This window comes from Xanthomonas arboricola pv. juglandis (assembly GCF_905367715.1).
GTDB classification, from domain to species: Bacteria; Pseudomonadota; Gammaproteobacteria; order Xanthomonadales; family Xanthomonadaceae; genus Xanthomonas; species Xanthomonas arboricola.
The window spans coordinates 4684791-4700067 of record NZ_HG999362.1; the positions used below are offsets into that span (position 1 = coordinate 4684791).

Annotated in this window: 10 protein-coding genes; 5 read left to right on the top strand and 5 right to left on the bottom strand. The window is 67.0% G+C overall.

All coding sequences use genetic code 11. The features are described from left to right. Together KHN93_RS20260 and KHN93_RS20265 are read right to left on the bottom strand one after the other, a co-directional pair. Positions 1–1014 (bottom strand): hypothetical protein, encoded by a 1014-nt coding sequence (locus KHN93_RS20260; protein WP_211921218.1) that lies wholly within the window; start codon positions 1012–1014, stop codon positions 1–3. A gap of 35 nt (positions 1015–1049) precedes the next feature. Further along, entirely contained in the window at positions 1050–2393 is a 1344-nt protein-coding gene (locus KHN93_RS20265) for an AMP-binding protein (protein WP_026064401.1), read from the bottom strand. Positions 2394–2757: 364 nt separating this feature from the next. On the opposite strand from KHN93_RS20265, the gene KHN93_RS20270 reads away from it, so the two are divergent. From KHN93_RS20270 to hemF, 4 genes are all read left to right on the top strand, one after another. Further along, positions 2758–5118, top strand: coding sequence for a S9 family peptidase (locus KHN93_RS20270; protein WP_212579688.1), 2361 nt, complete (start codon positions 2758–2760; stop codon positions 5116–5118). 310 nt (positions 5119–5428) lie between these two features. Then, positions 5429–6145: a hypothetical protein gene (locus KHN93_RS20275; RefSeq protein WP_104560369.1), complete on the top strand. Its 717-nt coding sequence runs from the start codon at positions 5429–5431 to the stop codon at positions 6143–6145. Continuing rightward, positions 6142–6720, top strand: a complete 579-nt coding sequence (locus KHN93_RS20280; protein ID WP_104560367.1) for a hypothetical protein — start codon at positions 6142–6144, stop codon at positions 6718–6720. Before KHN93_RS20275 ends, KHN93_RS20280 begins: the two co-directional genes overlap by 4 nt. A gap of 781 nt (positions 6721–7501) precedes the next feature. Beyond that, entirely contained in the window at positions 7502–8401 is a 900-nt protein-coding gene (gene hemF / locus KHN93_RS20285) for an oxygen-dependent coproporphyrinogen oxidase (RefSeq protein WP_104560365.1), read from the top strand. A gap of 430 nt (positions 8402–8831) precedes the next feature. Here the strand turns inward: hemF and polA are convergent, their stop codons facing one another. Further along, entirely contained in the window at positions 8832–11633 is a 2802-nt protein-coding gene (polA, locus tag KHN93_RS20290) for a DNA polymerase I (protein WP_104560363.1), read from the bottom strand. Between the two features lie 77 nt (positions 11634–11710). On the opposite strand from polA, the gene KHN93_RS20295 reads away from it, so the two are divergent. Beyond that, positions 11711–11992, top strand: coding sequence for a DUF2782 domain-containing protein (locus KHN93_RS20295; protein WP_039515413.1), 282 nt, complete (start codon positions 11711–11713; stop codon positions 11990–11992). Positions 11993–12195: 203 nt separating this feature from the next. Here the strand turns inward: KHN93_RS20295 and KHN93_RS20300 are convergent, their stop codons facing one another. Then, entirely contained in the window at positions 12196–14724 is a 2529-nt protein-coding gene (locus KHN93_RS20300) for a serine/threonine-protein kinase (RefSeq protein WP_211921220.1), read from the bottom strand. After that, complete coding sequence (gene ecfK / locus KHN93_RS20305; RefSeq protein ID WP_026064380.1) at positions 14703–15242, bottom strand: ECF-type sigma factor EcfK; 540 nt, start codon at positions 15240–15242, stop codon at positions 14703–14705. Before ecfK ends, KHN93_RS20300 begins: the two co-directional genes overlap by 22 nt. Between the last annotated feature and the right edge of the window lie 35 nt (positions 15243–15277).

A 15277-nucleotide genomic window follows, 5' to 3' on the forward strand; every position in this document is an offset into this window, starting at 1 on the left:
TCATTGAGCGCACTGCGCCGGCTCGATATCGCCCACACCACCGTTTTCGTTCACCATCAATGTGGCTGATCCTGACTTTGGCGTAGCAGACCACTGCCGCGCCCACTCATTGCCAAACCCGTCGGCTCTTGCGAGATCGCTGGCTGTCGCGTGCTCCTGCAACCAGGCGATATTGTCGTCTATCGCCTCGCGAGATCGCGGGCCAGCAGTTGCCGGCAGCTGCTGGCTGCCGCGCCGATACAGCGCCAAAGATCGGGCCAAATCCGTCTGGACCACCTGCGCCAGGAAAAAGCGCTCACCGGTATCGCGGCGCGGCGAATAAGCCGCCGCCAAGGCCAGGGAGGTTTGCAGGTCTCCTCGCGCGGCTGCCTGCAGCGCCATCGATTCCGCTTCTTTTCGATAGCGCTGCAATTCCGGCAGCAGCTCCAGCGTGTCGCGACGCCGAAACGCGTTACCGACCGCATAGTGCGCAAGCGCGCCTGGATTGCCACCAAGCGCACCTTGTCGCCACAACGCGACCCGCTCGGCCACGGAAACCTGCCTGACACCTTCGCAACGATCTGCGGCTTTGATCAGACCCGTCGCCATGCCATCCAACATCTTGTTCCATGCATCAAAGTCGGTGGTCGCATTCGTGGTTACGACCTTTCGCTCATGGGCACGCTGCGCGCGCCACACCAACTCGTCATAAGTGGCAAGTTGCTGCTGGACCGCATCGCAGCGATCAAGCTCAATGGCCAGACGGCATGCGGCAGCTGGATCACCTTGCTCAGCGCGACGACTGAGGTCGTTGAAGATCTGGCGGAGCGGCGTATCAGCTGGCGGTAGAGGCGCCGAAGCAACGGCAGGCCTGGCTTGTCCGGCCGGCATGACCGCATTGGCTGCATGCACAGGACCCGGCTCAACTGCCTGATCAAGGCGATGCCATCGCAGCCACGCCAGATACATCGCCGCAATCGCCAACACGACCGCCACACTGATCAGTACCAATCTGCCTGCAGATCCCTTGTGCATGCGGCTACGCCTCCCTGGTGTCCGGCCAGTATCACTCAGCCGTTGAGCAAACCCAGCACCACATCGCGTGGCAGCTTGCCGGTTTCGTTGCGTGGCAGGGCGGCGAGTTTGCGCAGGCGGCGCGGCAGGAACACCGGGTCGACGCTGACGCGCAGGGCGGCGAGTATCTGCGCTTCGTCCAGGGTCGGGGCGACCACCAGTGCGGCGATGCGGCCGACCGCCTGACCGGGCTCGGGTGCGAGCTGCACGATGGTGCCGTCGACGACGCCGGGGATGGCCAGCAGGCGACGGGTCAGATCGGCCAGCGAGGCGCGCTTGCCGGCGATTTCCAGCAGATCGGCCTGCCGGCCACGCACCTGGAAGGTGCCGTCGGCAGCCACGTCCATCATGTCGGCCAGCAGCACCGGCGTGGCCAGATGCGGTGCGTGCACCAAGGTGCCTGCCGCCTGCGTTTCCAGACGCACACCGGGCAGCGGTGTCCACGCCGCCTCCAGCGCGGTGCGGCGCACCGCGAACACGCAGGTTTCAGTGGAACCGAACATCTCGCGCACCTCGCCGCCAAACCGCGCTTCGGCGGCCGCGGCCACCTCCTGCGCCAACGGCGCGGTGGCCGAGACGATGCCGACCAGCGGCGGCAACGCCACGCCGGATTCGACCAGCGCGCGCAGGTGCACCGGCGTGGTCACCAGCACGCGCGGGGCAGGAATGTCCGACAGCGCGCGCGCCACATCGTCCGGAAAGAACGGGCGGCCCGCATGCACCGCAAGCTCGGTCACCATCGGCAGCAGCACCGACAATTCCATGCCGTACATATGTTGCGGCGGCACCGTAGCGACCACGTGTGGCACCGCATCGGTGTGCGCCCACAGGCTTTCCAGCGCGACCAGATCCTGACGCGTACTGGTCAGGAAGCTGCCCCAGGTCTTGGGGTTGGGCTGCGGGCTGCCGGTGCTGCCGGAAGTGAAGCCGATGGCCACCAGGGCATCGTCGGCCAGCTGCGGAATCGGGCCTGCGGCCTGCGGCAACTCGGCCGGCAGCTGCCAATAGCGCGGCGGTGCCAGCTCCAGTGCCAGATCGCCCAGGCAGTAGGCATCGGCATGCCGCGCCTGCACTTCGCCGACCACGGCCGGCGCGCGCGAGGACGGCAGCAGCGACACCTGCCCGCGCAATGCGCACGCATAGAACGCGACCATGAAGCGATAGCGGTCTTCGCACAGATTCACCGCGTGGCGACCGTCCGGCAATTGCTGCGCCAGGCCATGCACGTGTGCAATGAAGGTGGCCAGATCAACCGACTGCCCCGCGCGCCAGGCCAGCGGCCGGCCGGGCGCGCCGACGGCCATCGGGTGGGAAACGGCAGGAACAGGCAGGCTGGACATGGGAACCGGCAATCGCAAAAGCGCGCTAGCTTGGCCGCCACCTGCCCTGCTGGCAAGTCGGGAGGTTTCCGGCTGCGCCACGAGGGCCGCGGTCTGGAACCTCGGCGAGGCCCGTCCGCGAAGCACATTCCAACTCATTGCAGCTACGCATTGCAGCTGGAGTGCATTGGCCATCAAGCGCGTACGCACCCTGCGGGCCAACGTACGTACTGCTTATGGTCGCGTCCGCCACTCGTCCATGCCTTGCCTGTTCGATAACGCACTCGCCCCCACGCGCACATGACCTGTGGCCCAAGCCCCCGGCGGAAGCGAGCTGCTAGGCTTGTCCGCTCCTCGTTGCGTCCAGTTGTTACCGATGCCCAGATTGTTGCCGCTGTCCTTGTTGTTGCTGGCTGTCACCGCGCATGCGCAATCCGCCACACCGCTCACCATCGAACAGGTGATGGCCGATCCGGACTGGATCGGGCCGTCGGTGGATCAGGCCTGGTGGCAGTGGGACGGCAAACAGGTGCAATACCTGCTCAAGCGCGACGGTTCCCCGGTGCGCGACACCTATCGCCAGAGCGCCGGCGGCGGCAGCGCCGAACGCGTGGCCGACAACGCACGCGCCGGCCTGGATGCGGATAACCCGAGCTACGACGCGACCCGCCAGCGCATGCTGTTCGCGCGCAATGGCGACATCTTCCTGCGCGATTTGCGCTCCGGCGCGCTGACCCAGCTGACCCGCAGCAACGAGGTCGAATCGCGGCCGCAATTTGCCAGCGATGGCGGCGCGATCTGGCGCGCGGGCAACAACTGGTACCACTGGCGCGCCGACGGTGGCACTGCGCAGGTTGCAGTGGTCAAGGCCGAGCGCGATCCCAACGCTGCGCCCAAAGCCGACGTGTTGCGCGAGCAGCAGCTGGCCACGCTGGCCACGCTGCGGCGCGACCGTGAGCAGCGCGATGCGTTACGCACCCAGGAAGACGCCTGGCGCCGCGCCGATGCCACGCGTGCGGCAGCGCCGGTGTACCTGGGCGATGAGGTGGAGATCGTCGACAGCGCGTTGTCGCCGGACGGCCGCCACCTGCTGGTGGTCACCCAGGCCAAGAGTGCCGAAGAGGGCCAGGCCGGCAAGATGCCCAAGTACGTGACCGAATCCGGTTACGAGGAATTCCAGGAAGTGCGCACCCGCGTCGGTCGCAACGCACCGGTGGCGCATGCGCTGTGGTTGGTCGATGTCAGCGCCGGCACTGCAAGACCGCTGTCCTTCGACACCCTGCCGGGTATCGCCACCGACCCGCTGGCCGCGCTGCGCAAGGCCGCCAAGCGCGACGCGCTCAAGGGCAACCGCGCCGTCCGTGTGGAAAGCGACGGCGACGGCAGCGGGCCGGCGGTGCACTGGAGCGACGACGGGCGCAACGTGGCGGTGGAGATTCGCGCGGTGGACAACAAGGACCGCTGGATCGCCAGCGTCGACCTGGCCAACGCCACGTTGCAGCCGCGGCATCGCCTGAGCGACAGCGCCTGGATCAACTGGGACTTCAACGATTTCGGCTGGCTGCCCGACAACCGCACGCTGTGGCTGCTGTCGGAAGAATCCGGCTATTCGCAGCTGTACACCGTGGAAGGCAACGGCAAGCCGCGCCAGCGCACGCGCGGCAAGTGGGAAGTGTCGATGCCGGTGCCCAGCGCCGACGGCAGCAGCATGTTCTTCCTGTGCAACCAGAAATGGCCGGGCGATTACGAGGTGTGCAAGCTGGATATGCGCAGCGACCAGCTCAGCGAAGTCACTGCGTTGAATGGCGTGGAAGGCTTCAGCCTGTCGCCGAACGGGCAGCAACTGCTGGTGCGTTACTCAGGCAGCTACCTGCCACCGCAGCTGGCGGTGGTGCCGGCCGCAGGCGGCCAGGCCACGCTGCTGACCGACACCCGCACGCCCGCGTTCAAGGCGCAGCCGTGGATCGCACCGCAGTATGTGCAGGTACCGTCCAAGCATGGCGCCGGCACGGTCTGGGGCAAGTACTACGGGCCGCAGAACCCCGAGCCTGGCAAGCAGTATCCGATCGTGATGTTCGTGCACGGCGCAGGCTATCTGCAGAACGTCTCGCAGCGCTACACGCCGTATTTCCGCGAGCAGATGTTCCACAACCTGCTGGTGCAGCAGGGCTACATCGTGCTGGACCTGGACTACCGCGCCTCGGAAGGCTATGGCCGCGACTGGCGCACCGCGATCTACCGCAACATGGGCCACCCGGAGCTGGAAGACTATCTGGACGGGCTGGAGTGGCTGGTGACGCAGAAGCAGGGCGACCGCGCGCGTGCCGGCATCTACGGCGGCTCGTACGGCGGCTTCATGACCTACATGGCGCTGTTCCGCAGCCCCGGCACCTTCAAGGCCGGCGCGGCGCTGCGTCCGGTCGGCGACTGGATGCAGTACAACCACGAGTACACCTCCAACATCCTCAACACGCCCGAGCTCGATCCCGAGGCCTACAAGACCTCATCGCCGATCAACTACGCCGACGGACTGCGCGACCATCTGCTGATCGCGCACGGCATGATCGACGACAACGTGTTCTTCAAGGACTCGGTCGACATGACCCAGAAGTTGATGGAGCTGCACAAGGACAACTGGCAGGTGGCGCCGTATCCGCTGGAACGCCACGGCTTTACGCGTGCCGATTCGTGGCTGGACGAATACAAGCGCATCCTCAAGCTGTTCAATGAGCAGGTAAAGCCGTAAGCCATGCCGCTGCGGCCGGGCGATGCGTGCTGCACCGCCCGGCCGATGACATGGCGCGCAGCGCCAGCATCCCCATGCTGCAGCAAGCGACAGATCGCCCAGGTTGCACGCGTGATGCGCTACTGCGTCACCCGTCGCCATGCGTCACCCTGCCCGGCACTCACCTCCACGTACGCAACTGGCCCTAAGCTTGGCGCAGGATCGGCAGATCGCTGGCGCATCGCGCTCCCCTCTGCCGGCCCGCCGCCCGACCGGAGCGCCGCCGGCACCGCAGCGGTTTCCGATTCGCGGCGCGCAGAAGGTAATCGCGATGGGCCTGTGGGACCGTTTGTTTGGACGCAAGACCCCGGCGGCGAAGACGCCCCGAGCCGAACCGACCGCAGCGCCGGCAGCTGCAGCCGATGACACCGATACCGAGGTCCAGATCGACCCGGCACTGCAGCCCGCACTGAGCCTGTTCCAGCGCGGCGATCAGCTGGGCGCCTACAACGCTGCGCAAGCGCAGCTGCACCTGGGTGCCGACGCACAACGTCTTTGCGCGTTGGCATTGAGCGCGCTGGACCGCTACCGCGAGGCGTATCCGCACTGGCTGGCGCTGTACGAACTGGAGCCTACCGCGCACAACGCATTGCAGTTGGCGACGACCTCGGTGATGTGCAACGAGATCGATCGTGGCGAACAGTGGCTGCTGACCTTCGACGATCTGAATGCGCAGGAGCGCTCCACCTCGCCGGCCACCGCACGCACCAGCTTCCTCACCGCGCTGACCCGCGCCGGTCACGGCGCGCACGCGTTGCCGCATCTGGAGTGGTTGCGCGAGGCGTACGCCGGCATGTCGATCACCGACAGCCACTTCCTCTACGTGCGCGGTCTGCCCTTCTTTGAGGCCTTCCTGGAGCGCAGCACACCGTTGTTGCGCCAGTGCCTGCCGGCCGACGCCCTGCCCGGTTGGTACGCGCAACTGCAGCCGGCCCTGGATCCGGATGGCCAGGCCGCCGTGGCTGCCCATATCGCATCGCTGCAATGAGCGCGCCGACGCCGCGCCCTCGACCGCGCGGCGGCTTCGTCACGCCGCTGGCATGGGTGTCCCTGCTGCTGGGTGTCGTCAGCGCGATGTCCAACCTGCTGCAGATCATGATGATCGTGCTGATGCCCGACGCGGCGGCGCTGGGCTTGCCCGAAGGAATCATCCTACCTGCCTCGTTGCAGTGGCTGATCGATCATGCGTTGTCGTTGTCCGTCGTAGGCGTGGTGCTGTCGGTGGCCTTCGCATGGTTGAGCTGGGCCTTGCTGCAGCGACGCGAGTGGGCGCGGGTCGGGTTCGTGGCGGTGTTGCTGGTGACCGCACTGCTCAATGTCGGTGGCCTGGCCTTGATCGGGCCGCTGTTCGAGGGCGTGCAGGCGATGCTGCCTGCCGATGTCGTGCACAGCCCCGAGTGGCCGCAGATGCAGGCACGCCTGCAGGCGACCCGCCAGGCGGCGTTGCTGCTGACAGGCCTGGGCGTGCTGGCAATCGGCTGTCTCCACGCAGCACTGGCATGGCGGTTGTGCACGCCCGCGGTGCGCGCCGAATTTGCCGCCTCGCGCGGGCGCAACGCATGAGGGAATCGAGATCTTGAGCCGTGGCGACGGTTAAACACGGCACGAGGCTTGAATCAAAGGTTCGGTGAGTCGAGGACGCGATGCCCTCATCACGTCCGGGGCACGCCGTGAATCCGTCTGTGGAGGCTCCTTGGCGGCATCCATGCCGCCAAGGGTCCCGGAACCGGTAAGGACATCGCACCGGTTGCGGGCTGTTTTGTTGAAAACCATGCACACCGACCATCTCGACAGGTCCTTGCCCGCTCACCGTCGCGGGACCTTACGCGGCATGGATGCCGCGTAAGAGCCTACAAGGACGTACTTGCGGCGTGTCCCGCGGTGGTGGGCGGGCAAGGGCCCTGCAGCAAACTCACAGCGGCGAGGACGCGGCGAGGACACCGCACCGGTTGCATGCTGTTTGTTGAAAACCATGCGAACCGACCACCCCGACGGGTCCTTGCCCGCTCACCGTCGCGGGACCTTACGCGGCATGGATGCCGCGTAAGAGCCTACATGGACGTACTTGCGGCGTGTCCTGCGAGGGTGGGCGGGCAAGGACCCTGCAGCCTGACCGCCGATCGCATGCCCTGCTTCCGCTTCCGCTCCTTCTGCTGCTTCTGCCTCGCCCACACCGCCCAATCCCTGCCAAAAACAACCGGCATATGAATCCGGGCGTGGGACGACCCGGCAAAGCCTGACTGGTCGAGCACCCGATGCCTACACGACGCAGCGCCTCGCCCTGCGACAAACGGGCGCGTTTGCCCGACTGCATGAAGCGCGATGCACCGCTTAGAATCGTGGCATGAACGAATTCGACCGTGTACGCGATTATTTGACCGGCCTGCAGGACCGTATCTGCGCTGCCGTGGAAGCCATCGATGGTAGCGCGCGTTTTGCCGAAGACCTTTGGCAACGCGAGGAAGGCGGTGGCGGGCGCACCCGCATCCTGCGCGATGGCGCGGTGTTCGAGCAGGCCGGCATCGGGTTTTCGGATGTGTCCGGCTCGCGCCTGCCGCCTTCGGCCAGTGCGCACCGGCCAGAGCTGGCAGGGGCGACGTGGCGCGCCTGCGGCGTGTCGCTGGTGTTCCACCCGCACAACCCGCACATCCCCACCACCCACGCCAATGTGCGCTACTTCCGTGCCGAGCGCGATGGCGAGGTAGTGGCGGCCTGGTTCGGTGGCGGCTTCGATCTGACCCCGTTCTATCCGGTGGACGAGGACGTGCTGCACTGGCACCGCACCGCGCAGGCGCTGTGCGCGCCATTCGGCGAGGAGCGCTATGCCGCGCACAAGCGCTGGTGCGACGAGTACTTCTTCCTGCGTCACCGCAACGAGACGCGTGGCGTGGGCGGGCTGTTCTTCGACGACCTGGGGCAGGATTTCGAACGCGACTTCGCCTACCAGCGCGCGGTTGGCGACGGCTTCCTGCATGCCTACCTGCCGATCGTTGAGCGCCGCAAGGACACGCCCTACGGCGAGCGTGAGCGCGAGTTCCAGCTCTACCGCCGCGGCCGCTACGTGGAATTCAACCTGGTCTACGACCGCGGCACGTTGTTCGGCCTGCAAAGTGGCGGGCGTGCCGAAAGCATCCTGATGAGCCTGCCCCCGCGGGTACGCTGGGAATACGGCTTCACGCCGGAACCGGGTAGCGCCGAGGCACGGCTGATGGACTATCTGGTCCCACGCGATTGGCTCGGTTGAATCGGTCAATTAAAAAAACACAGCGCCAATGAAACGCTGTGTTGATTGATCGAGTTTATTCGGCCTATTTAAATTTGTGATTTCCAGCGCCGCCGGTGAATCGTGCAATACGATGAACCGGTTGTGTTGCGTAGCAAAATAATTGCAGGCCAGAAATAAAAAGCCCCGCAGACCAGGGGGAGGTCGGCGGGGCCAGGGAACGGAAACTTGGGGAGTAGTTTCCGTTCCGAGATCTGCTCCAGGGGATGGGAGAGATCTGCCGACAGGCGTTGCGCCCGTCGAGGGATATAACACCATTTTCTACATTGATGGATCGTGAAGATAACTGTTAAAAATATGTAGAATTTAGCGGTTATTCATTCCATCGGCGCAGGCTCGATTCGTATTATGTCTGGTCTGCGCATTCAGCATATCTGCCTTATCTGCTGCGTCAGTGCGCCTCATCCCAGTTATCGCCAACCCCGGAATCGACCACCAGCGGCACGCGTAATTCGGCCGCGGCCGACATGCGCGTGGTCACCTCGCTCAGCAGCGTGTCGACGAAATCGGTCTGGGCTTCGAATACCAGTTCGTCGTGCACCTGCAGGATCATCAGCGCACGCTCGGCGTGGTCGGCGATCCAGCCGTCCACGCTGACCATGGCGCGCTTGATGATGTCGGCCGCGGTGCCCTGCATCGGTGCGTTGATGGCGGCACGCTCGGCGCCGGCGCGCTGGCCCTGGCTGCCGGCGTTGATGAAGTCCAGATACAGCCGGCGGCCGAACACCGTCTCCACGTAACCCTTGTCGCGCGCCTGCTGGCGGGTGGTTTCCATGAAGTCGCGTACGCCCGGGTAGCGGCTGAAGTACAGCGCGATGTAGTCCTGCGCCTCGCCGCGGCCGATGCCGAGCTGCCGGGCAAGACCAAACGCGCTCATGCCGTACATCAGGCCGAAGTTGATCGCCTTGGCGGCGCGGCGCTCGTCGGCGCTGACGGTGTCGATGGTGCGGCCGAACACCTCGGCGGCGGTGGCGCGGTGCACGTCGGCGCCGGACTCGAACGCACCGACCAGGCCCGGGTCGCCGGACAGGTGCGCCATGATGCGCAGTTCGATCTGCGAGTAATCGCAGGCGATCAGCTTGCGCCCGGCCGGGGCGACGAAGGCGCGGCGGATGCGGCGGCCGTCTTCGGTGCGGATCGGGATGTTCTGCAGGTTCGGATCGGACGAGGACAGCCGCCCGGTGGCCGCGCCGGCCTGGTGGTAGCTGGTGTGCACGCGCCCGGACTGCGGGTGGATCATTTCCGGCAGCTTGTCGGTGTAAGTGCTGCGCAGCTTGGTCAGGCCGCGGTATTCCAGGATCACCCGCGGCAGCTCGTGCTGGTCGGCGATGGCTTCCAGCGCCTCTTCGTTGGTCGAAGGCTGGCCCTTGGGCGTCTTGACCACGGCGGGCAGCTTGAGCTCGTCGAACAGCAGCGCCTGCAGCTGCTTGGGCGAATCCAGGTTGAAGCTGCGCCCGGCCAGCTCGGTGGCCTTCTGCTGGGCGGCGAGCATGCGCTTGGACAGGTCCGCGCTCTGGCGGCGTAGTTCGGCCGCGTCCACGCACACGCCGTTGGCTTCGATGCGCGCCAGCACTTCCACCAGCGGCATCTCGATCTCGCGGTAGACCTGCTCCAGGCCCGGCTCGGCGGCCAGCCTGGGGCCGAGCACCTGGTGCAGGCGCAGGGTGATGTCGGCATCTTCGGCGGCGTAGCGGGTAGCGTCGTCCAGGCTGATCTGGGCGAACGGGATCTGCTTGGCGCCCTTGCCGCAGACGTCCTCGTACTTGACCGTGTCGTAGCCCAGGTAGCGCTTGGCCAGGCTGTCCATGTCGTGGCGGGCGCTGCCGGAATTGAGCACGAAGCTCTCCAGCAGGGTGTCGTCGCTGTAGCCGGCCAGGGCGATGCCGTGGCGACGCATCACGTGCAGGTCGTACTTGCCGTGCTGGCCGAGCTTGCGCACCGCAGGGTCGGTGAGCAGCGGCGCCAGCTGCGCCAGCGCCTGGGCACGGTCGAGCTGGGCCGGGGCGCCGGGGAAGTTGTGGCCGAACGGCAGATACGCCGCCTGGCCGGGCTCGGCCGCCACGCTCAGGCCGATCAGGTCGGCCTGCAGTGGGTCCAGGCTGTCGGTTTCGGTATCGAAGGCGAACTGGCCGGCGGCGCGCAGGCGCGCGATCCAGCTGTCGAGCTGCTCCTGGGTCAGGATGGTGTCGTACTGGCCGGGCGCCGACAACGCGGGGTCCAGGTCCACCGGAGCGCTGACCGGGCCGGACACGAAGCCGGTGCCGCGCGCGCGGCCGGGTTCGGTGCGGGCGCTGGCGGCGGCGGCTCCCAACGGCATCGGCTCGGTCAGCAGGCCGGCCTGGGCAGCTGCACCGCCGAGTTCGCGCAGTGCCTGGGTGAATCCGTAGCGTGCGTACAGCACCGCCAGCGTTTCGGCGTTGGGCTCGCGCAGGTCCAGCGCGCGCGGGCCGCTGGCCAGGGTCACGTCGGTCTTGATGGTGACCAGTTCGCGGTTGAGCGGCAGCCGCGGCAGCGCGGCGCGCAGGTTGTCGCCGATCTTGCCCTTGATCTTGTCGGCGTTGGCGATCACGCCATCGAGCGAGTCGTATTCGGCCAGCCATTTGGCGGCGGTCTTGGGGCCGCACTTCTCCACGCCGGGCACGTTGTCCACGGTGTCGCCCATCAGCGCCAGCAGGTCGACGATCTGGTCGGGGCGCACGCCGAACTTGGCGATCACCGCCTCGTCCGAATCCATGCGGCTGCCGCTCATGGTGTTGACCAGTTCGATGCCCGGACGCACCAGCTGGGCAAAGTCCTTGTCGCCGGTGGAGATGGTCACGCTCAGGCCGTCGGCGGCGGCCTGCAGGGCCAGCGTGCCGATCACGTCGTCGGCTTCCACGCCGTCGATGCGCAGGATGTCGATGCCCAGCGCATGCACGATGTCGCACATCGGCTGCACCTGCGCGCGCAGGTCGTCGGGCATCGACGGGCGGTTGGCCTTGTAGTCGGCATACAAGTCATCACGGAAGGTCTTGCCCGGCGCGTCCACCACGAACGCGACATAGGCAGGGCGTTCCTTCAGGGTGGCGCGCAGCATGTTGACCACGCCGAACAAGGCACCGGTGGGCTCGCCCTGGGCATTGGTCAGCGGCGGAAGCGCGTGGAACGCGCGATACAGGTAACTGGACCCGTCGATCAGGACTAATCTGCTCATGCGCCAATTCTACGCTGCACGCTCACGCCACACCGTGCCGGCGCATACTTGCCGACGACCTAGAACGGATGACGACGATGAAGAGAGCGAGTCTTTTGCTGCTGCCGTTACTGCTGCTCGGCGGCTGCGCCACCAGCGGCGCGGTCGGCGATGTGCCGGCCGGTGCGGATGTCACCAGCAAGACCATGGGCAACGGCGACAAGGTCGACGAGTACCGGGTCAATGGCCAGCTGGAAATGGTGCGGGTGACGCCTGCACGCGGTGCGCCCTACTTCCTGTACGACCGCGATCACGACGGGCATACCGATGCGGAGAAGGACAAGGTCAACAAGGTGTATTGGAAGCTGTATAGCTGGTGATTCGGGAATCGGGAATCGGGAATCGGGAATCGTAGAGCGTAAGCCTTGCGGGTCTTGCGGCGCTGGTTTCGGTGACATCAGCCTAGTGCCGGGCGAGATTGCCCGGTAGTTTCAGTACACCGCCGCATGGCGACAGGGATTGCGTGTGCTGGCGCCCTGCGGCAGCTGTCGGCCGGCGGCACTTGGCCGGCCCGATACTTCATCTAGCGTTGCGCCACCGACTCCATGGTTTCTGCGCTGGAGGTTGCGGTAAGCGCCTTGGCCGGGGCGACCAGCGCCAAAGTCTGGCGTGCGGCGCGCAAGGGTTGTTCGGCATCGCCGTAGATGCCGGTCAGAATCTGCAATGCCTGCTGCGCGTGGTCGCGCGCGGCGGCCATCTGGCCGAGCCTGCGCTCGGCTTCGGACAGGCCGCGCAGGATCTCGGCGGTCTGTGGATGCGCGCGGCCCAGCACCCGCATGGACGACGCCAGCGATGCGCGCTGTTCGGCCAGCGAGGCATTCAGCTGACCACTGTCCAAGAGCCACAACGCATGGTTGCTGCGATAGCCGATGGTGGCCGGCGCATCGTCGCCGAACAGGGTGCGCGCGCGCTCCAGGACTGCGCGGTAATGCGGGCCGGCGTCGGCCAGCTTGCCCTGCTGCCGCAATGCGTGGGCCAGGTTGCTTTCCACCATCAAGGTGTCGGCGGCGTTGTCGCCGTAGAGCTTGCGGGTGAGGCGCAGCAACGAGGCCAGTTCGGTTTCGGCAGCGGCAAAGTCGCGTTGCATCAGCAGGAACACCGCCAGGCTGTTGCGCATCGACAGCACCAGCGGGTGCTCCGGCCCGCGCATGGCGATACGCTCGCGCAGCAGGCTGCGCTGCAGGGCGATCGCCGGCAGCAGCTGGCCGACGTCGGCCAGCAGGCCGGCATAGACATTGCCGGCATCGATGCGTTGATCCGCAGTGGTGGCGCCGTTGGCCAACGCGGCGACATAGGCATGCCGGCTCTCTGCCATGGCATCGGCCATGCGGCCCTGGTCGCGCAACGCCCAGGCCAAGCGCGCGCGCATCTCGTTGCCCAGCGCCTGCTGTTCTGCGTTGCCGCCTGCGGCCAGCGCCATGCCCTGGCGTAGCGTCTGTTCGGCCTCGTTCGCCTTGCCGGCGCCGGTGAGCGCCTGGCCAAGCATGCAGGCCGCTTTCAGGGCCGGCACGCTGGCTGCGCCCGTGTGCTGCCGCGCCAATGTCTGGGCGATGCGCAGATGCAGCACCGCCTGCGGATAATCGCCCAGCGCGATCAGCGTGCGGCCCAGGGTCAGCTCCACCTGCGTACGAGCATCCGGCTGCTCGGCCAACTCACGCGCGGCACGCTGCGAGGCCTGCTGCAGCACGCGCAGCATCAGCGTCTTGTCCAGATCCTGCGCAATGCCCGGGTCCACGCTGGACAGCACCGAACTCATGAAGTCGCCGGTGACCTGCGCGCGCTGCGCATCGCGCGCAGCGTGTTGCAGCGACCACAGTGTTGCACCCAGGCCGGCAACCAGCGCGATCGAAACAAGTGCAGCAGCCAGCACGCCGCTGCGATGGCGCTGGGTGAACTTGCGTAGCCGCAACCAGCTGCCGGCCTGCAACGCACGTGGCGGATAACCATCCAGCCAACGGTGCAGATCGTCCAGCAAGGCCGACACCGACGCGTAGCGCGCGCCCGGTTCCGGCGCCAGCGCGCGCAGCACGATCGCATCCAGGCCATCGCGCAGCTGATCCTGCAGCTTGCCGTGGGTGGTCGCACGGGCCGCGCAGATGCGCGCGCGCGCATCCGCCGGCACTGCCGCCACCCGCTGCGATGGCGGCTGCGGCACGCCGTCACGGTCTGCCACCGGGGCCAGCCCGCAACTCAGTTCGTAGAACATCGCACCCAGCGCATAGATGTCGCTGCGTGCGTCCACCTCCGGCGCGCCGCGCGCCTGTTCCGGGCTCATGTAGCCGGGGGTGCCGCGACCGTGCGCGGAGGTCATGCCGGGGTTGGACGCATCGACGGCGATGCCGAAATCGATCACGCCCGGCATCGGCCGCCCATCGACCGCGCTGACCAGCACGTTGCTCGGTTTGAGATCGCGATGGATCACGCCTTTCTGGTGGGCGTGCTGCACTGCCTCGCCCACCCGCAGCATCAGCAGCACGCGCGCCTGCAGCGACAGCAGGTGCGCATCGGACCACCAGGTGATCGGCTCGCCGCGCAGATACTCCATCACCAGATACGGCCGGCCGTGCGCATCGGTGCCCACGTCGTGGATCTGCGCGATCGCCGGGTGCACCATCTGCGCCAGCAGCCGGCATTCGAATTCAAACAAGGCCCGGCCCTGCGCATCCAGGGCTTCGGCGGCCACCAGCTTGATCGCCACCTCGCGCTCGTAGGCACCGTCGGCGCGATGGCCCAGATAGACCTGGCCCATGCCGCCGGCGCCGATCAGGCGGTCGATCGCCCAGGCACCGAAGCGCGTACCGGCCGGCAGTTCCGGCAGCGGCGCGCGCAGTGCCGCGGCGGCCTGTTGCAGCGGCGCACGCACGCGCAGCGTGGCCTGCGATTCCACTGCCAGCATCGCCAGCAACTCATCGCGCAGCACTGCATCGTCGTCGGCCTGCGCACGCGCGAATGCCTCGCGCGCTTCCACCGGCAGCAGACAGGCCTGATGAAACAAGGCCTCCAATCGCTGCCAGGAGGTGGCGGCGCCGCTCACAGCTGCGCCGCCAGCCACACCCGCGCGAAGCGCAGGTCGCGCTCCAGCGTCGGCACCGACACTTCAAGTTGCTCGGCTGCCTCGGCCACGCTGAAACCCACCAGCTCGGTCAGCGCGAAGGCCTTGGCCTTGCGCTCGTCCACCCGCGCCAGCTTGTCGAAGGCATCGGCGACCACCATCAACGCCTCCGGCCGTGGCGCGCCGTCGGACAAGCTGATCGTCAGGGTCACCGCCTGCCCCAGCCGCTTGGCGCTGGCATGTTGGCGCGCCAGATCCACCAGCAGATGGCGCATCTGCAGCGCCGCCACCGCATAGAAATGCGTGCGCGAGCGAAACGCCTGCTGGCCCTGCTCCAGCCGCATCCAGGCCTCGTGCACCACCTCGGTCGCCTGCAGGCCGGCACGCGCATCGCGCCGCAGCTCGCGCAACGCGGTGGCGCGCAGCACCTCATAGACCTGCCGCGCCAATGCATCGCCCGCGCCGGGCTCATCGCGCTGCCAGGCCTGCAACAACTCGGTGATCGGCAGCTCGGACATCCGGTCCATCTCGCCTGCGTGGAAGCGCAGTATCC

What these genes read in the sequence shown, in the direction of transcription:
- KHN93_RS20295 (WP_039515413.1), top strand. Translation starts at nt 11,711, where the DNA reads ATGAAGAGAGCGAGTCTTTTGCTGCTGCCGTTACTGCTGCTCGGCGGC.
- KHN93_RS20275 (WP_104560369.1), top strand. Translation starts at nt 5,429, where the DNA reads ATGGGCCTGTGGGACCGTTTGTTTGGACGCAAGACCCCGGCGGCGAAG.
- KHN93_RS20265 (WP_026064401.1), bottom strand. Translation starts at nt 2,393, where the DNA reads ATGTCCAGCCTGCCTGTTCCTGCCGTTTCCCACCCGATGGCCGTCGGC.
- polA (WP_104560363.1), bottom strand. Translation starts at nt 11,633, where the DNA reads ATGAGCAGATTAGTCCTGATCGACGGGTCCAGTTACCTGTATCGCGCG.
- KHN93_RS20260 (WP_211921218.1), bottom strand. Translation starts at nt 1,014, where the DNA reads ATGCACAAGGGATCTGCAGGCAGATTGGTACTGATCAGTGTGGCGGTC.
- KHN93_RS20280 (WP_104560367.1), top strand. Translation starts at nt 6,142, where the DNA reads ATGAGCGCGCCGACGCCGCGCCCTCGACCGCGCGGCGGCTTCGTCACG.
- hemF (WP_104560365.1), top strand. Translation starts at nt 7,502, where the DNA reads ATGAACGAATTCGACCGTGTACGCGATTATTTGACCGGCCTGCAGGAC.
- ecfK (WP_026064380.1), bottom strand. Translation starts at nt 15,242, where the DNA reads ATGTCCGAGCTGCCGATCACCGAGTTGTTGCAGGCCTGGCAGCGCGAT.